Below are 17382 nucleotides of genomic sequence, written 5' to 3'. Positions count from 1 at the left end.
TCCTGTCACCCTTCTCTCTCCCGTTGAAAACTCAGAATCACGTCGCAGACCTCATCCACGATCTCCATCGACAGATCTGCAAACAACGGCAAAGTCAGCACTTCCGAGGCAATCCGCTTTGCAACCGGCGTGTCATCCACACTGAAACGGTCACGATAGCACGCATAATCATTGATGCACGGGTAGAAATATTTTCTCGCAAAGATATTGTTCTCCTTGAGCGCGGAAAAAATCTCGTCGCGATCTGCACCATATCCCTCAAACACCACCGGCATATAAGCATAATTGTATCGAACATCCGGATTTTGAGGGCAGAGACGAATTCCCGGCACACCCGAAAGTCTCTCGCGGTAACGCTCTGCAAGGGCTTTTCGCTTTGCAATCTCCCCGTCGATGTGACGCAGATTACACAGTCCCATCGCTGCCTGAAACTCGTTCATCTTGCCATTTGCTCCGACATACTCGACACTCTCATATCCGGTGATTCCGAAATTCTTGAGCTGATAGAGACGATCCTTCAACCAGTCCTCATGAAAAGCGACTGCTCCACCCTCAATCGTGTGGTAAACCTTCGTCGCATGAAAACTCAGCATCGATGCATCTCCAAACTGGGTCACCCCGCGTCCCTTCCAAGTCTCTCCAAATGCATGTGCCGCATCATAGATCACACGAAGATTGTGGCGCTTTGCGATCTCCTTAATCCGCTCCACATCGCAGAGATTTCCGTAAACGTGAACCGGAACAATCGCACACGTCTTATCCGTAATCAGCTCCTCGATCTTGTCCACATCCATCGTATAATCCGTCTCATTGATGTCGCAAAATACCGGCGTCAGACCATTTCGCACAATCGCATGCGTCGTGGAAGCAAAGCTGAACGGGGTCGTGATGACCTCACCCTCAAGATCAAACGCCTGAATCGCAAGCTCAAGCGCCGTGTGTCCATTCACAAAAAGCTCCAACTGCGGAACATCCAGATACTCCTTAAGTTTCTGTTTCAATTCCTCATGATAAGCGCCCATATTCGTCAGCCAAGCACTCTCCCAGATCGGTTTGAGCATCTCGACATATTCCTCAAGCGGTGGCATCGATGAGCGCGTCACCATCACCGCCTGCTCATGCTTTTCCATGCAAGTCTTCCTCCTTTTTTCGAGCCAATTTCTTTATCATCGATCTCTATTTCATCCGATACTCCGTGTAGCGTCTGGCAATATACTGATTCTCCACAACAACCGGTTTTTCCGGTGTTTTTCCCATAAAACATGCCAGATGTGCCCGAATCATATCATAGCCCGCCATGCAGGAAAACGCAACTCCCCCCGAGAAACGCGGGTTGCACTCAAGGAAACGATATCGGTTCTTTTCCTCCATTCCTTCCCCACACGCAGTATCGATAAACTCAAAATTCACACATCCACAGATATCAAGTGCCTTTGCAATCTCGCGGCACTCCTGTTCAAGCATCTCATCGTGATAGACGTAGACCGATGTTCCGGCACCATTTAGCGTCCGCAGAAGCTCCCTGCGCGCAACCGCCGAAGTGATTCCACTCTTCGGATCGCGGGCAACATCGACAGTCACCACACTTCCGTCAATCATCGGCTGTACAAGAAAACGACCGCCATGCTCCACACATTCCTGAACCGCATACGCCATCTGTCGGGCATTTTTCACACGCGCCAGTCCCTGACTGCTTCGCCCGTCAACCGGCTTGATAACCAACGGATAGCTAAGATTTTCATAAGCAGAATCTGCCTCCGCCTCCACAACCTCAGCAAGTTCTCTGCCCGGGATTGTCCGACAAAGTCCGCGCTCCGACAGGAAATTCTGCATCTTCTCCTTATCTCGGCACAGGCGAATCGTCTCGACTCCGGACATGCAGAGCACAGCATGAAGCGGGGCAAATTCTGCCGTCACCTCATACTCTTTCGTCGCATCCATGGACTCCATTCTCCATTTTTGAAGAACATCGACCTCGACATCCGTCAGAGGAAGCACGAAATCTACATGCTCCTTCTCGCAAACCTCCGCAAGAAACGCGCGGTATGCAGTCTCATCCGTCGCATAAGGCGCCCGATAGCACACATCCACATCCGCGGAATCTGCAACCCACTCTGCCGGATAAATATCACAGCCGATAACACGCAGTCCCTCTCTTCTGCACCCTGCAATCACCTCTCGCGCAGAAAATGATCCGATCGCCGTCACCAATGCGGTCTTTCTCTCATCCTCTCTCGCCATCTCCATTTTCTATCTGTCCTTCCTTATTTATGTCTATATGATTTCGCTTGTTTTCATTTATAACTCAGAGTGGATGCGCAGTGATTTTGATAAGAAGATGTCAGCAAAGCTGACCAAAATCACGCGCCAAGTCTCCGTGAGCGTCGACCTGAATTTAATCATCCCCAGCCTAACTAATAAGTAACAAATAACTCGAATCAATTTGAGTAAGCGCCATAAGGCGAAGAAGTCACTGCAAACCCGTGTGAGACGCCGGTGCTTAGGCTGTGTCCTTTACAGCCTTATGCACCGCTGCGTCGAACCCGGAGCGAGAGCGAGTTTGCAGGGCTTCCTTCTGCCGTTGGCGCCCAATAAACAAACTAACAATCTCGATAAACTAATCACTCTGAAATCTTCGTCACTGGCGCTCAATCAATGAACTAACACTATCCCTAAAACTCACTCCAACTATCTCTACGCCAAATCAACAACCAAGCCCAAGCTAATCACCCTTGCGCTTCTGAATCATCCCACACAGGTACCGAAAACTCTCTAACTTAAATCCCCATGCAAGCCCCGCATAGATCACAACTCCCGCCACAATCTGAATCACGAGCTTGATCCACACGGACATCGCTCCCATCCAGGTTCCGAGTGCCATAACCCCCGCGCACATCACTGCCGAGAGCAAAACCGGAGGCATCACATCCATCCACTGATGCAAAACGCTGTATCCGAGCAGTTTCTTGTTCGGACCTGCATTGATAAATGTACAGAGAAAATCCTGAAAGGCTTTCAAGCACACCATCACATAGACATCAAACTGCATGCCAATCACGAGCGCCACCACACTCAGAAGTTTCTTCACAATCTCAAGTTTCAGGAAAATATCACTGCGCCCGACCGCATTGATCGCCTGAAGATTCGCGATGTGAATCGGCCAGAAACAATACGAGATACACATGATCCGAAGAAACGGCACACAGATCATCCACTTCTCCCCGAGCAGTGCCAAAACCAACGTATCCGCAACCGCAAACATTCCAAGAAGCATCGGAATCACCGCAAAGGAACTCAGCTGGATCGCCCTTCTCATCATCTGGTGAACCTGCTCGCGGTTTTCCTGCTTTTCCGCAAATGCCGGCAGAAGCACCGCCTGAATCGCCGCCCCGAGATTCGTCGCAATCAGTTTCGGAAACTGTTCTCCGCGGTTATAGCTTCCCAGTAACTCTTCATTATATATCTTTCCGATCAAAAGTCCATACAGATTGTTAAAAACATTGTCGAGAAGGGAGGCACAGAGAAGTTTCCATCCAAACGAAAACATCTCCCTCACCCTAGACAATGCAAAGCACAGCTTCGGTCTCCATGTCACAGTGAAGAACAATGTAATCATCAACGCCAGATAATAGGTGATCTGTTGCCACACCATCGCCCAGACGCCAAATCCCAGATATGCCATCGCAACGCTGATCGCGCCGGAGATAATCGATGCCGTCAGGGTAGAAAGAAAAAGCCCGCGAAATTCCATATTTCGGGACACATAGGAAGTCTGAACGGAGATCACTGCGCCCGGAAACAATACCACCGCGAGCACTCTCACAATCTCAGTCAGATGATCAATCTCATAAAATCCGGCAATCACCGGCGCCGACAGGTACAAAAGCATATACATGACCGCCGACATCGCAAGCTCAAAATAGCAGACCGAGGAAAAATCCAGCTCATCTGCATGACGTTTCTGCACCAGAACCGTGCTGAATCCACTTTGGACAAACACATTTGCAATCACAATAAAAATGGAAATGATTCCGACGACTCCGTACTCCGCCGGACTCAAAAGGCGTGCAAGGATCACTGCAATCACAAACTGTACGCCCTGCGCGCCTCCATTTTCGAGGACTTTCCAGAAAAGTCCCTTCACTACTTTTTGTTTCATTTCTGTCTCTGCCACACCAAAACTCCTTATTCCCTGCGGTCTCGACACGATAGAATCCACAATCGCTGTCTTTCCTTAATTCTCGTTTTTCTGGTTCACCTTTACTCTGCCCGGTGAAACCGTTTCTGCAACATCGCATAAAGACCGGGTGCCATCGTCTCGAACCGGATGAAGAACCGCGTTCTCAGATTGAGTTCCCGGTAAAACCGACGGTATTTCCGATCAAATACCTTCTCATACTTGCGCGTGTTGACCCAGGTCAGAAAACGAATCCGCGCCGAGGCCCTCTCCACAATCTGATGAAACCGTTCTCCGCTCTCCTTATCAAATCCGCGGTACATCTCCTCCATCGCGCGGGCGTAATTTCTCTGCTTTTCTTCATAATTGCCCTGTTTCATCAGCGTCGTCCACGATGCCGAACCGCCGAGGCGATAGACACACATACACCGATCCATATAGTATGCCCATCCGCGATCCGCACTCATCAGCTGAAGCGGAATGTCCGCGATCGGAGCGTTCACGTAAAAGTCCGGCAGATGCTCGACCATACTCCGACGAAACATCAGCGACGCCGTCGGATACCCCGAAGTCTTGTCAATAATCTCCTCCGGGCGAATCTTCCTGCTTCTGCGATACGGACGCATCCTGTGTTCCGTTATGGCTTTTCCCTGGACCTCAACTTTTGCGCTGTGCAGGCAGAGCGAACATCCCGGATGTGCCTCCATAAAATCGACCTGACGCTGGAGTTTTGTCTCATCGGTCCAGTAATCGTCTCCCTCGCACATCGCGATATATTTTCCTCTCGCTCTCGGGAAATTAAACGTTCCACTGATGTTCGTGAGTCCCTGCGAGTACTGATTTTCTGTCTGAAGAATCGGGAAAATCCGGTCCGGATAGCGCGTTGCATACTCCCGAATGATCTCAGCCGTGCGATCTGTCGAAGCGTCATCGTGAATCAAAAGTTCCCACTGAAAATTCGTTTTCTGTTTGATAAATCCATCCAGAGCATCCCGAATATACGCCTCCTGATTGTAGGTGATACAGCAGATGCTGACCATGATCTCCCTTTTATTTGAATTCATGATTTCTTTTCCGTCCTATTATCATTCACGGGTTAACCGTTACAATATCCTTACATTTTTCTTGCTAATCCCTTGTATTTTACAATATCCCCCATAAATTGTAAATCAAATATGGAATTTTCCTCTCATTTGTGTTAGATTAACAATGTATATGAATTCATTTTTCAGGAGGATTTTCTCATGTATAAAAAACATATATGCAAAAAATCCGGTCTCGCACTGATGCTTTCCGGCATCCTTGCAGTCGGATCTGTTTTCCCGGCATTCGCCGAAACCATAACATTCAACGCCCCTGGTTCAACCACGGAAGGCACTTCCACGGAGCAAACCACAGAGACAACAAGTGCCACAGCTGAGACGAGTGGAACGATCCATGCAGGATCTACTCAGGTGGAAACCGGCGGTCCGGGCATGCCGACCCAGTCTGCTTCCACCACGGAGGCAACTCCGGATGGTGTGACCACAAATGCACCGGGTGGCACGACGGACACTTCCACCACCACGGATTCCACTTCCACCGAAACTTCCGCTTCCTCTGAAGTTTCTTCCGATGGAAATGCTCTGACCGACGCTCAGGGTGCAGAACTCGAGGCAGAGCGCGCGGCCGCAGAGGCAGAGGCTCAGGAAGATTCCAACAACCCGTTAAAAGTTCCTCAGCGCGAACCGCATTTACAGACAACCGTTCTTCTGATCGCAGACGGAATGACCTGGTCAAACCCGTATGTCAACGATCAGCAGATTGAGGGCGCTTCCGCAGGATTCAGCTCTATTTCCACCTTCCTTGAGAACATCCACGGAGATCTTCTCTACCGCACCTACAACTCTCAGACCGGATGGACCGGATGGGCGATGAATGGTCAGCAGACCGCCGGTGCCGCAAATCCGATCCCGGTTGAGGCAATCCAGTACCGCTTCGCAGGAATCGTCGGCGATCAGTTCGACATCTACTACTCCACGATCCTGAGTGATGGCACCCAGACCGGATGGGCGAAGAACGGTGAGAGTGCCGGTTCGATGAACAAGGGACTCTTCATCACCGGCTACCGCCTCGCATTCTTCCGCAAGGGCACAAACGGAGCAGAGGCTCTCGACACGACAAATGCTCTCGTTTCCGACCATGCAGACGGCATCCAGATCGTTGACGGCGCAATGAGATACATCCACGGCGACGGCTCGAACTACACCGGTTGGGGCTGGCAGGGAAGCGACCGCTACTACTTTAAGGACTCCGTTCCGGTAACCGGATGGCAGTACATCGACGGTCTCAAGTACTATTTCCAGGAAGATGGAAAACTTCTGACCGATGTTGAGTCTGTTCTCGGAAGCGACGGTCCGTACCTTCTTAAAGTCAACAAAGAGATGAACTGCTTAACCGTATATGCTCAGGATGGCGGAAACGGCTACATCATTCCGGTCAAGTCCTTCCTGACCTCCGTCGGCGATGATACTCCGATCGGTACGTTCAAGACTCCGGAGAAATACCGCTGGAGACTGATGATCCACGACGTTTACACGCAGTATGCAACCCGCCTTGGCGCCGGACTCCCGATCCTGCTTCACTCGATCATCTACGATGCTCCAAACTCCTATTCCGTTTGGGCAAGTACATACAACAACATGGGAATCGCCCGTTCCGCCGGATGTATCCGTCTTGTCAGCGGAGATGCAAAGTGGATTTACGACCACTGCCCGATCGGCACGACTGTTACCGTGTACAACAGTGAGATCGCAGGACCGTTCGAACGTCCGACAATCAAGGAAGAGATTCCGTTTGAGCAGACCTGGGATCCGACTGACCCGAACGTCACCGAGGAAGGCATTGCTCAGGCAACTCAGCAGATCCTTGCAAAGTTCGCTCAGCAGTAATCCGAAAACAGCGATCATAAAACGGCTATTAAAAAACAGGAATCATAAAATATAAAACATAAAACGACAAGCAAAAACAGCAAACAAAAATGGCTATCGCACAAATCTGCGGTAGCCATTTTTTACTATTAAGATTAAAAACTTTCTATGAAAATCCTATTAGATGAGAATCCTATAAGAAAGAACTGATCTCTTTTAACATCTTGTCGATCTGGATCGGTTTTGCCAGATAGCCGGTCATTCCGGCTTCCTTTGCCAGTTCCCGGTCCTCCTCAAACGCATTTGCTGTCATGGCGATAATCGGAATCGTCTTACAATGCGGTGCTTCCATCTCACGAATCTTTCTCGTCGCCTCATATCCATTCATGATCGGCATCTGAATATCCATCATAATCAGATCATATTGTCCCGGTCCGGACGTTGCCATCTTCTCCACAGCAACCGTTCCATCTCCTGCAACCTCTACGCTGAGTCCCGCCTGCGTGAGAATCTCATAGGCAATCTCCTGATTCAGCTCATTATCCTCGACCAGAAGGACTTTCTTTCCTGCCGGAATCTGAATCTCGTCTTCCGGTTTCGGCTTATTGATCTCCATCGGTTTTGTGAGAATATCTCTGAGTTCCGACAAGAACAGAGGTTTCTCACAGAAGGCTGTCACGCCGGCTTCTTTTGCCTCTTCCTCCACATCCGACCAGTCATAAGCAGTCAGAATGATGATCGGACTGCTGTCTCCAATCACTCTTCGGATACGGCGGACAGTCTCAATTCCATTCATATCCGACATCAGCCAGTCAATGATATAGGCATAAAACTCATCGCCCATATCCACCGCATGTTTTGCACGGATCACCGCCTCCTTGCCGGAAACTGTCCACTCAGAACGCATTCCAATCTCTGTCAGCATCGATGAAATGCTCAAACAGGTATCGGTATCATCATCTGCAACCAGAACGCGAAGTCCCTGCAAGGAATCGATCTTTTTATAGATTTTCTTCTCCCCATTCAACCGGAAGGTCAGGCAGACATCAAACACACTGCCGACCCCTTCCTCGCTCTCAAGATGGATCGTTCCGCCCATCATCTCAACAATCTTTTTCGTGATCGCAAGACCGAGACCCGTACCCTGAATGCAGTTGACCGTTGCTGTCTCCTCACGCGAAAAGTTCTCAAAGATATGCTTCTGGAACTCTTTGCTGATGCCGATTCCGCTATCCCTCACAATAAAATGATAGGTTGCACAGCCCTTCGGCGCCTTCTTCTCCTGTTTGACTCTCAGGCTTAGCACACCGCCCGTTTTGTTGTATTTTACGCCGTTGCTCAAAATATTGAGGATGACCTGCGTCAGTCTCAGCTTATCCGCGATGATATCCTCGTCCACCACATCAACCGTATCGATCAGGAAATCGAGCTGTTTCGAGGCGACAGACGGACGGATGATTGTGCGGAGGTCGTGAAGCAGATCCGGAAGGTGAAGCGGTTTCTCGTCAATCTTCACTTTTCCGCTCTCAATTCGGCTCATGTCAAGCACGTCATTGATCAGGGAGAGCAGATGTTCACTCGAAGTGCCAATCTTTTTCAGATAATCTTTCACCAGCTCCTTGTTATCGATGTGCGAGGCGGCAAGAGAGGTAAAGCCGATAATCGCATTCATCGGGGTGCGGATGTCGTGCGACATGTTGTTTAAGAACGTCGTCTTTGCCGAGTTGACACTCTCCGCCTGCATCAGAGCGGTCTTCAAATCATCCTGACTCTTCTGCAATTTTTCATTCAGCTCCTGAGACTGCTCAACCGCCTCTTTCGCCTTTGCCTCTGCGCGCAGAGACTTTTTCAAAAATCCGAGAATGATGAACAGAATAAGGAGAAAGATCAAAATACAGGTCGTTGCTACCACAATCAGATTGTCCTTGATGAAGTCCATGACCGTGACTTTTCTTGAACGGTTGTCATACATGGACAAAGCTCCTGTCAGCATCGTGCTCGGCATGGATTTCAACGTCTTGTTCAAGACGGACATCAAAATCGAATTTCCACGTTTCACCGCAAAAGAGACGTTCTCCGGCTTCATCAGGGAAACACTGTGAAGCTTGCTGTCCTTGATATAATTTGCGACCCGGCTTGAGCGGACAACAAAACAGTCTGCCTCGCCACCTCGCACAGCCTTGTGAACATTCTCCTGCGTGTCATACTCTACGATTTTCCACTGCGGATAGTTATAGGAAATGTACCATTTCAACGCAAGTTTGTCTTTCGGAACGGCGATTGTATTCTCCGCATTCTCATCAAAATACGTGCTTGTCGTGATTACCGCAAGATTCGTGTTCCAGACAGTATTAGACAGAGAAAAATTATTTTCTTCCGCCATATTCGGATTCTGTGCAGTATGAAAAATCATATCAATATTGCCATCTTTTAATGCCTGCACCTCATCATCCTGAGAGTCAAATCCCACCAACTGAAACTCCAGCGCATGATCTCCGAGACAGTCTGTCGCATACGAAATGTAATCGTTGATCACACCGACGATCTCTCCGGTCTCCGCCTGCAAAGAGCTGATTCCGGCATCATCCTTCAAATATCCGACCAGAATCGCGCCATGCTCTTTCAGCCATTCCTTCTCCTCCGTGGAGAGAACTGCCACGGACTCCGCGGCAAGGTATTCCTTGTAAAGATCATCGGAATAAAACGGTTTGTCATACTCCATCGAACGCATCGCATTGTCCAGCTCTTCCTTCAGATCCGGGCGGTTCTTGTTGATTCCATAATAAATACCGGAGCCTCCGGTCGTGGCGATCGCAGACATTCCGGCTTCAACCCAGATCGGAGTTTCCGTGGAGATTACCCCGTCCACCTCGTGCTTTCCTGTCAGCTCCATTGCCCGATCGATGCTGTCAATATTGATGTGCTGTGTCTTGATCCGATGCTCTTTCTCCCACTCAGCAAACTGCGTCGCCTGAATGCTGTCCTCCATGACAATGACCTTCTTGCCATTCAGAGTCGACAGATCCGACATCGAAATATCTTTTTTCGTGAGATCCGCGTACAGGTAATATTTTTCCTGACCCATCGGCAACTCGGAAAACAGCATCTTCTGTGCGCGCTCGTCCGTGTAGGAAAGCGCTGCCATCAGATCGATTTCCCCGTCTTCGAGCATTCCCACCAATTCGCCGAAACTTCCCTTTACATACTCATACTGCCATCCGGTGTAACCGGCTACCGCCTGTTCGTACTCATAAGCGTACCCGCTTCGACCGCCATTGGCGCCGGTGATGTGATAGGAATCCTCATACCAGCCCACACGGACAATCTTGGAATCATTGTTTTCTCCTGCATGTTCTTCCGCACTTGCTCTCATCGGCAACAGCGAAAAAATCATCATAACACAGAGCAAAAAACATCCATACCTGCGCAATTTTGTCTTAACCCTATCCATACATTCTCCATCCCAGATCATATCGCACCCCCTGTCTGTCCCCCACATCATTATTTTTCTTTTTGACTGAAAATCTGTGCCGTGCGAATTTCCATCCGGATTCCCCAAAACCATACCTTTGCAAACCACTCCTGAACTCGACCGATATGCAGATAATTCTTCATATAATAAAGAACGCTCTGTTCACGAAGACGCTGACGCTCAATCTGCCCCGAAAATGACTTGCTGATCGACACCGAATGTGCGTGATCGTAGCTTCGGTCGAGCAGTAAGACCGTGCGAAGTCCCATCGTTCTCATCTTCCATCCGAGCACATCTTCCTCCTGATACAGAAAGATCCCCTCATCATATCCCCCGGCTTCGAGAAAACGCTCTGCGTCAATCATCAGCAGAGAGCCGTGGACGACATCGACCGCAACTGCCTTTTTTTCCTCAAAATACGACTTGGAATACTCGAGAAATGGCGCAAACAGACGACGGCTGACCGGCCCCATCGCAAGAAGCTGTCTCAGATATCCGCGCAGTGGCCAGCCTCCCGTCATTTCCCCGTAAGTGACGTCGTACATCCGCGCACTCATCACGCCGATATCCGGATGCTTCTCAAAAAGTTTCAACATCCGAATGATCGTCTCCTCCGCGATCGTTACATCCGGATTCATGATCAGCACATGGGTTGCCTGACAGTGCTCGACCGCATAGCGGACGCCAAGGTTATTTCCCGCTCCGTATCCGCCATTTTTCTCCGAGCGAATCACATGAACTTTCTCATCTTCCAGACCTTTGAGCTGGTCCCACGAATCATCGGTCGACGCATTATCGACGACCACGATCTCCTCCGGCACATCATACTCATGGATCAGGCGGACGAGCTGTTCCGTCGTCTCGGCATCGTTATAATTCAGAATCACACTACAAATTTTCATCTTTCCATTCACAGGGATTCGTCCTCCTTCTCCCTTTTCCAAGGAATCGGACGGTCTTTCTGTGCTCTCTGGCCCTGTGCCTCAAGACGGTCAAGCGAGAGTTGTCCCCCCGCCATCTTCGGGATCGTCACGCACATCGCAAGCGTCTGAATCCGGGAATTCTTGCAGAAATGATGGTGCAGGATGTTCTTTGCGCGACCTGCCGGAGACTGATACGGAAGTGCCAAAAATGCGCGAAGCGTGCTCTTCTGCTCCGGTGTCATCATTTTCCAGAAACGATGACCAAACGCAGTCGCCTGTGCAAAGATCTGTCCGTATGCGCGGGCAATCTCCTCGCCCCGTCCCTTTCGGCTCTCAAGCGCCAAAAGCAGTCCCTTCTTCTGCGCGCCGAGCACATTGTCCTCATGCTGGCGATACTGATAGAGAGGTTCCTCGCCCCAGCTAATCACACCGAAACACGAGGCGACAAGCGCGATCCACCAGTCATGCATGCAACAGCTCTTCGGTGCTTTTGCCACAAGATGCAAGAGTGCACGGTTCATCATGCAGGCTCCGCCCGTCACCGGATTCTCAATCAGCACCTCAGCAAACGAGTTGCGCTCCGGATGACAGTTCTGATATTCAAAGAAACTCGGGGCAATCGGAGCGAGATCCTCATCCACAACCTCCATATCCGAGTGAATCAGAATCGGGATCTCCTCTCCCATCTGTCTCTCCATCTGGCGCATTCTGCCGGCAAGCACTTTCACCTTGTCGTTGAACCAGACATCATCCTGATCGGAGAGCATCACATAATCGCTCTCATCCTCCTCATCGACAAACTCCATCAACGAGAAGAAATTCTGTGCTGATGCCGGTATTCTCTGTTTGCCCTTTCCCTCTGATTTCTGCAACATCACCGCTTTGCGCTCCTGCGGAGTCTGGTGGTGATGAAGCACAATCTGTTTCGGATACCACTCGGCATAGCGCTCGAGAAGTTCCCGTGTTCCGTCATCCGACCCGTCATCCGAAATCACAATCCGCACCGGCACGGTCTGCGCCAAAATCGAGTCAAGCTGTTGTTCCAGATATTTTTTTCCCTGCCAGGTTGCCATCAAAACCGTAATCATTTTTCACTTTCTCTCTTTCTGTTTTCCACAAACTTCATTCCCATCTGACGGCTGATCGCCCAGCGCACTGCCGGACAAACCGCGGTCACATAATCCATCAAATGATAGGCGAGCATGTAACGCTCTTTTCCCTTTTCCTTTGGACTTCCCGCCCATGGTGTCTTTTCCAGATAAAACTCATACGCCTTGCGGTAATGATTTCTGTTTCCGGCAATCCACGGTCTCTCATCCCCCATATAGTGAATGATCGCCGGGTGACGTTTCGCCGTTGTGAGCTGTTCCCTCTTCACCGCCTGATACGCAGGTTCATGACGCACAAGCGTCTGATAGGAGAAATAGCGGTAATTTGTAAAAAAATTATACCGCGGAGAAATCACCTGGATCTGCCCCTTAAGTCCCCCGTTGATCACATCCTGATCGCTCGCAAAAAGTTTTCCGCCCTTCTCCTTCCAGAAATCGAGAAGTCTCTGCTGAACCCCCTCTTCTCTCCACTTTTTCAGATTGATCAGCAGAACCCCGGAATTGAAATACGGCTCGTCATTGTCAAGCCCGATCGAAGCTTTCACCTCCGGGTAGATCGTCGGTTCCATCACCGCACCGATCACATTTTCATGAAGTTCCGTCTTCCAAAGGTGCTTGAGTGGCTGAGCAACCACAGTGTCACAGTCGAGATAGAGGACCCGCTCAACGCTCTCGGGCAAGGCTTCCCCGACAAAGAGGCGAAGCATGATGCTGATGTCATAAGCCCCGGTCTCGACCTCAAAGCCGATTTTCTGCCTGAGGTCATCAAGCTCCACAAAATTTAATCTACGACGATACTGATCGGCAATCTTTTTTAAATTCGCCTGATTTTCCTCTGAAATCGCCATCGACAGCACCCAGACCTCAATCTCCTCAACCTCCTGATTTCGGTCAAAGAGCGAATACATCGACACGCCCAAATGCCTTGCATAAGCGTCATTTGACGCATAAACTACATTCATTCCTTTTTCCTCAGATTCCTCAGATCTTATTTTCCAGTTTCATCAATTTCATCATTATTTTAAATGATCCAGAAAAATTTCTTTATAAGTAACACTATTTCTATCATACAATATTCATGAAAAAAAGTAAACGGCGGTCCCGCCATCTCCTGCGGAACCGCCGTCTAGCCGTCATCGTTCATGCCATGCACGAACCGCAACATCCATCTGTCACTGCCAGCGCACTGCACAACCAACAACTTTTATTTTCTCAAAAGAAGAACCCATATTTATAAAACAAATATCTGATCTTTTATACCTCGAACATCAGATCGCCATAGCTCGGGAACGGCCACAGATCCTTGTCCACGATCATCTCCAGCTTGTCAGCCGGTGCACGCAGAGCAGCCATTGCCGGAACTACCTTGTCGTGGTAAGCGTGAGCCTGATCGCTTCCGCTCTCCATGCCCTCGCACTCCTCAACGATATCTGCCAGACCTGCCAGTGCTACCTTCATATCGGACAGCAGAGCAGAAGTCTCGGTAAGCAGTTCGGTCTGTACGCTGGTATCAGCCTCCGGACAAGCACTCTTTACCTTGCCTAAGGACTCAGCCAGCTCGGTGGTGTACTTGATAACTGCCGGAATGATCTGCTTGCCTGCCATGTCGAGCATCGTCTTTGCCTCGATGTTGATAACCTTTGCATAAGCCTCGTACTCAACCTCTGCACGGGACTGAAGCTCTGCCTCGGTGAATACGTTGAAGGACTCGAACAGCTTGATTGCCTTCTCGGTCGTCAGTGCCGGGATTGCATCTACCATAGAGCGGATGTTCGGCAGACCACGGCGCTCAGCCTCCTCAACCCATGCATCGGAGTAACCGTTGCCGTTGAAGATGATGTGCTTGTGCTCTCTGAGCAGTTTCTTGATCATATCATGAACAGCGGTATCGAAGTCATCTGCCTTCTCCAGCTCGTCTGCTGCTTCCTTGAATGCCTCTGCAACGATCGTGTTCAGAACTACGTTCGGAGAAGCGATGGAGTCTGCGGAACCAACCATACGGAACTCGAACTTGTTTCCGGTAAATGCAAACGGTGAAGTACGGTTACGATCGGTTGCATCCTTATCCAGATCCGGAAGAGTTGCAACGCCAGTCTTTAAGGTACCGCCCTTCTTGGAGTGAGTTGCCTCACCGGTACTGCACAGCTGATCGATGACATCCTCAAGCTGTTCGCCTAAGAATACGGAAATGATTGCTGGCGGTGCCTCGTTTGCTCCAAGACGGTGATCGTTGCCGACATCTGCTGCGGACTCACGAAGCAGATCTGCATGAACATCAACAGCCTTCAGGATACATGCCAGAACCAGAAGGAACTGGATGTTCTCGTGCGGGGTCTCGCCCGGGCTTAACAGGTTCACGCCATCATCAGAAGTCAGGGACCAGTTGTTGTGCTTACCGGAACCATTGACACCTGCGAACGGCTTCTCATGAAGCAAGCAGGACATTCCATGACGACCAGCAACTTTCTTTAAGGTCTCCATAACCATCTGGTTGTGGTCAACTGCAAGGTTTGCCTGATCGTAGATCGGGGCCAGCTCGTGCTGTGCCGGTGCAACCTCGTTGTGCTGGGTCTTAGCGGTAACGCCGAGTTTCCACAGCTCCTTATTGACCTCATTCATATAAGAACCAATTCTCTCACGAATTGCTCCAAAGTAATGATCATCCAGCTCCTGACCCTTCGGAGGCATTGCACCGAACAGGGTACGACCGGTGTAGATCAGGTCTTTTCTCTGTAAATATTTTGCACGGTCAACCAGGAAATACTCCTGCTCCGGTCCTACGGACGGAACCACGCGCTTTGCGGTGGTGTTGCCGAACAATCTCATAATTCTCAGGGACTGCTCATCAATCGCCTGCATCGAACGAAGAAGCGGGGTCTTCTGATCGAGTGCCTCGCCGGTGTAAGAACAGAATGCGGTCGGAATGCACAGGGTCACACCGATTGCATCCTCCTTTAAAAATGCCGGAGAAGTACAATCCCAAGCGGTATATCCTCTTGCCTCGAATGTAGCACGAAGACCACCGGACGGGAACGAAGATGCATCCGGCTCACCCTTGATCAGCTCTTTGCCGGAGAACTCCATGATGACTCTTCCCTCGGAATCTGGAGCGGAAATGAAGGAATCATGTTTCTCAGCGGTAACGCCGGTCAGTGGCTGGAACCAATGTGTATAGTGAGTTGCTCCTCTCTCGATTGCCCAATCCATCATTGCATGAGCAACAACATCAGCGATAGACGGATCCAGTTCCGTACCATCCTCGATGGTTTTCTTCAGCTTCTTGAATACGGCCTTCGGCAGGCGCTCTTTCATTACAGTCTCGTTAAAGACATTCTTGCCGAACACTTCAGACATATTTACGATCTCGCTCATAAATTTTTCCTTCCTCTCCTTTGAATTTCCATTCCGGATCTCCTCAATGATTCATACAGTCCATACCGGGTTTGAACACCCTTCCGTTCCTCATGAAATCACGCAGAAAATGAAAAATGAATAAATCTGCATTGTTTCTGTATATCCTGTATAAAAAAAGATGGCGCCCTCCTTCTTATAAGAAGAACGCCATCGTTCTTTATTAAAATAACCTATCTCACCAGAAAAAGCAAGCACTTTTTCACGATTTTCTTCTTTTCCCGTCAGAAGTTTATTTTATTAAGTCCGACCCCTAATTTCAAGCCTTATTTGCGGAACCAAACAGTTCAATCTTTTCTCTTACGGTTGCCTTGATTGCCTCTGCGCCCGGAGCAAGCAGTTTTCTCGGGTCAAAGCCCTTGCCCTGCTCATCCTTGCCTTCCTCGATGTACTTACGGGTAGCAGCAGCAAATGCCAGCTGGCACTCGGTATTTACGTTGATCTTTGCAACGCCGAGGGAGATTGCCTTCTTGATCTGATCAGCCGGGATTCCGGTACCACCGTGCAGAACCAGCGGAAGATCACCAGTCTTCTCCTGAACAGCTGCCAGAGTCTCAAAGCTTAAGCCCTTCCAGTTTGCCGGATATTTTCCGTGGATGTTGCCGATACCTGCTGCCAGGAAGTCAACGCCCAGATCTGCGATTGCCTTGCACTCGTTCGGGTCTGCGCACTCGCCCATACCGATAACGCCATCTTCCTCACCGCCGATGGAACCAACCTCAGCCTCGATGGACAGTCCCATTGCATGAGCAACCTTAACCAGCTCTTTGGTCTTCTCTACGTTCTCTTCGATTGCATAGTGGGAACCGTCGAACATGATGGAGGAGAAACCAGCCTTAATGCACTTGTAGCAACCATCATAGGTACCATGATCCAGATGCAGAGCAACCGGAACGGTGATGTTCATCTCCTCGATCATTGCCTTAACCATCTGTGCTACGGTCTTAAATCCGGTCATATACTTGCCGGCACCCTCGGAAACACCCAGAATTACCGGGGAGTTCATCTCCTGAGCCGTAGCCAGGATTGCCTTTGTCCACTCCAGGTTGTTGATGTTAAACTGTCCTACTGCATAATGCCCTTCTTTTGCTTTTTTCAGCATTTCTGTTGCAGATACTAACATGATTCCATCCTCCATTCATGATATTTTGTAACTGTTCGTTACAGTTTGCATAACGCATGAACTGTAACAACTGTTTCATACCTTCTTAATGTATCCCCACAGTTACATATTTTCTTTTCAAAAACATACCCATAGTATAATACATTTTTTGTGATTTGAAAAGAGCCCTCGTTATTTTTTTGGCAATAGGATTCGCTTTTCCGAATTTTTTCAAATCGCCAAAAAGGTATTTTTTCTATGAAGTATTTTTTCTAAACT

General features: G+C 49.5%; 11 protein-coding genes. 1 reads left to right on the top strand and 10 read right to left on the bottom strand.

The window, feature by feature from the left end; genetic code table 11:
* Window positions 1–5: 5 nt before the first annotated feature.
* The 4 genes from ACR0QT_RS05600 to ACR0QT_RS05585 form a co-directional block, all read right to left on the bottom strand.
* Window positions 6–1130 (bottom strand): DegT/DnrJ/EryC1/StrS family aminotransferase, encoded by a 1125-nt coding sequence (locus tag ACR0QT_RS05600; RefSeq protein WP_432629868.1) that lies wholly within the window; start codon window positions 1128–1130, stop codon window positions 6–8.
* 46 nt (window positions 1131–1176) lie between these two features.
* Window positions 1177–2247, bottom strand: a complete 1071-nt coding sequence (locus ACR0QT_RS05595; protein ID WP_432629867.1) for an ATP-grasp domain-containing protein — start codon at window positions 2245–2247, stop codon at window positions 1177–1179.
* A gap of 475 nt (window positions 2248–2722) precedes the next feature.
* Window positions 2723–4174: a lipopolysaccharide biosynthesis protein gene (locus ACR0QT_RS05590; RefSeq protein WP_432629866.1), complete on the bottom strand. Its 1452-nt coding sequence runs from the start codon at window positions 4172–4174 to the stop codon at window positions 2723–2725.
* Between the two features lie 86 nt (window positions 4175–4260).
* A complete protein-coding gene (locus ACR0QT_RS05585) occupies window positions 4261–5241 on the bottom strand; it encodes a glycosyltransferase (protein ID WP_432629865.1) in 981 nt (326 codons plus the stop codon).
* Between the two features lie 180 nt (window positions 5242–5421).
* Between ACR0QT_RS05585 and ACR0QT_RS05580 the strand changes: the two genes are divergently transcribed.
* Complete coding sequence (locus ACR0QT_RS05580) at window positions 5422–7107, top strand: L,D-transpeptidase family protein (protein WP_432629864.1); 1686 nt, start codon at window positions 5422–5424, stop codon at window positions 7105–7107.
* A 172-nt stretch (window positions 7108–7279) separates the two neighbouring features.
* Here the strand turns inward: ACR0QT_RS05580 and ACR0QT_RS05575 are convergent, their stop codons facing one another.
* The 6 genes from ACR0QT_RS05575 to fba form a co-directional block, all read right to left on the bottom strand.
* The gene (locus tag ACR0QT_RS05575; protein ID WP_432629863.1) at window positions 7280–10537 is read right to left on the bottom strand and encodes a response regulator; all 3258 of its coding nucleotides are present in this window, start codon (window positions 10535–10537) and stop codon (window positions 7280–7282) included.
* Window positions 10538–10587: 50 nt separating this feature from the next.
* On the bottom strand, window positions 10588–11472 hold the full coding sequence (locus ACR0QT_RS05570; RefSeq protein WP_432629862.1) for a glycosyltransferase family 2 protein: 885 nt from the start codon (window positions 11470–11472) through the stop codon (window positions 10588–10590).
* On the bottom strand, window positions 11469–12569 hold the full coding sequence (locus tag ACR0QT_RS05565; protein ID WP_432629861.1) for a glycosyltransferase family 2 protein: 1101 nt from the start codon (window positions 12567–12569) through the stop codon (window positions 11469–11471). The genes ACR0QT_RS05570 and ACR0QT_RS05565 overlap by 4 nt, the downstream gene beginning before the upstream one ends.
* Window positions 12566–13552 (bottom strand): glycosyltransferase family 8 protein, encoded by a 987-nt coding sequence (locus ACR0QT_RS05560; protein WP_432629860.1) that lies wholly within the window; start codon window positions 13550–13552, stop codon window positions 12566–12568. Before ACR0QT_RS05560 ends, ACR0QT_RS05565 begins: the two co-directional genes overlap by 4 nt.
* A gap of 292 nt (window positions 13553–13844) precedes the next feature.
* The gene (locus tag ACR0QT_RS05555; RefSeq protein ID WP_432629859.1) at window positions 13845–15962 is read right to left on the bottom strand and encodes a glutamine synthetase III; all 2118 of its coding nucleotides are present in this window, start codon (window positions 15960–15962) and stop codon (window positions 13845–13847) included.
* Between the two features lie 298 nt (window positions 15963–16260).
* Window positions 16261–17124, bottom strand: coding sequence for a class II fructose-1,6-bisphosphate aldolase (fba, locus tag ACR0QT_RS05550; RefSeq protein ID WP_177978085.1), 864 nt, complete (start codon window positions 17122–17124; stop codon window positions 16261–16263).
* Window positions 17125–17382: the final 258 nt, after the last annotated feature.

This window comes from Brotaphodocola sp. (assembly GCF_050873365.1).
In the GTDB taxonomy this organism is placed as follows: domain Bacteria; phylum Bacillota; class Clostridia; order Lachnospirales; family Lachnospiraceae; genus Brotaphodocola.
This window is presented reverse-complemented; position numbering and strand designations above follow the sequence as displayed.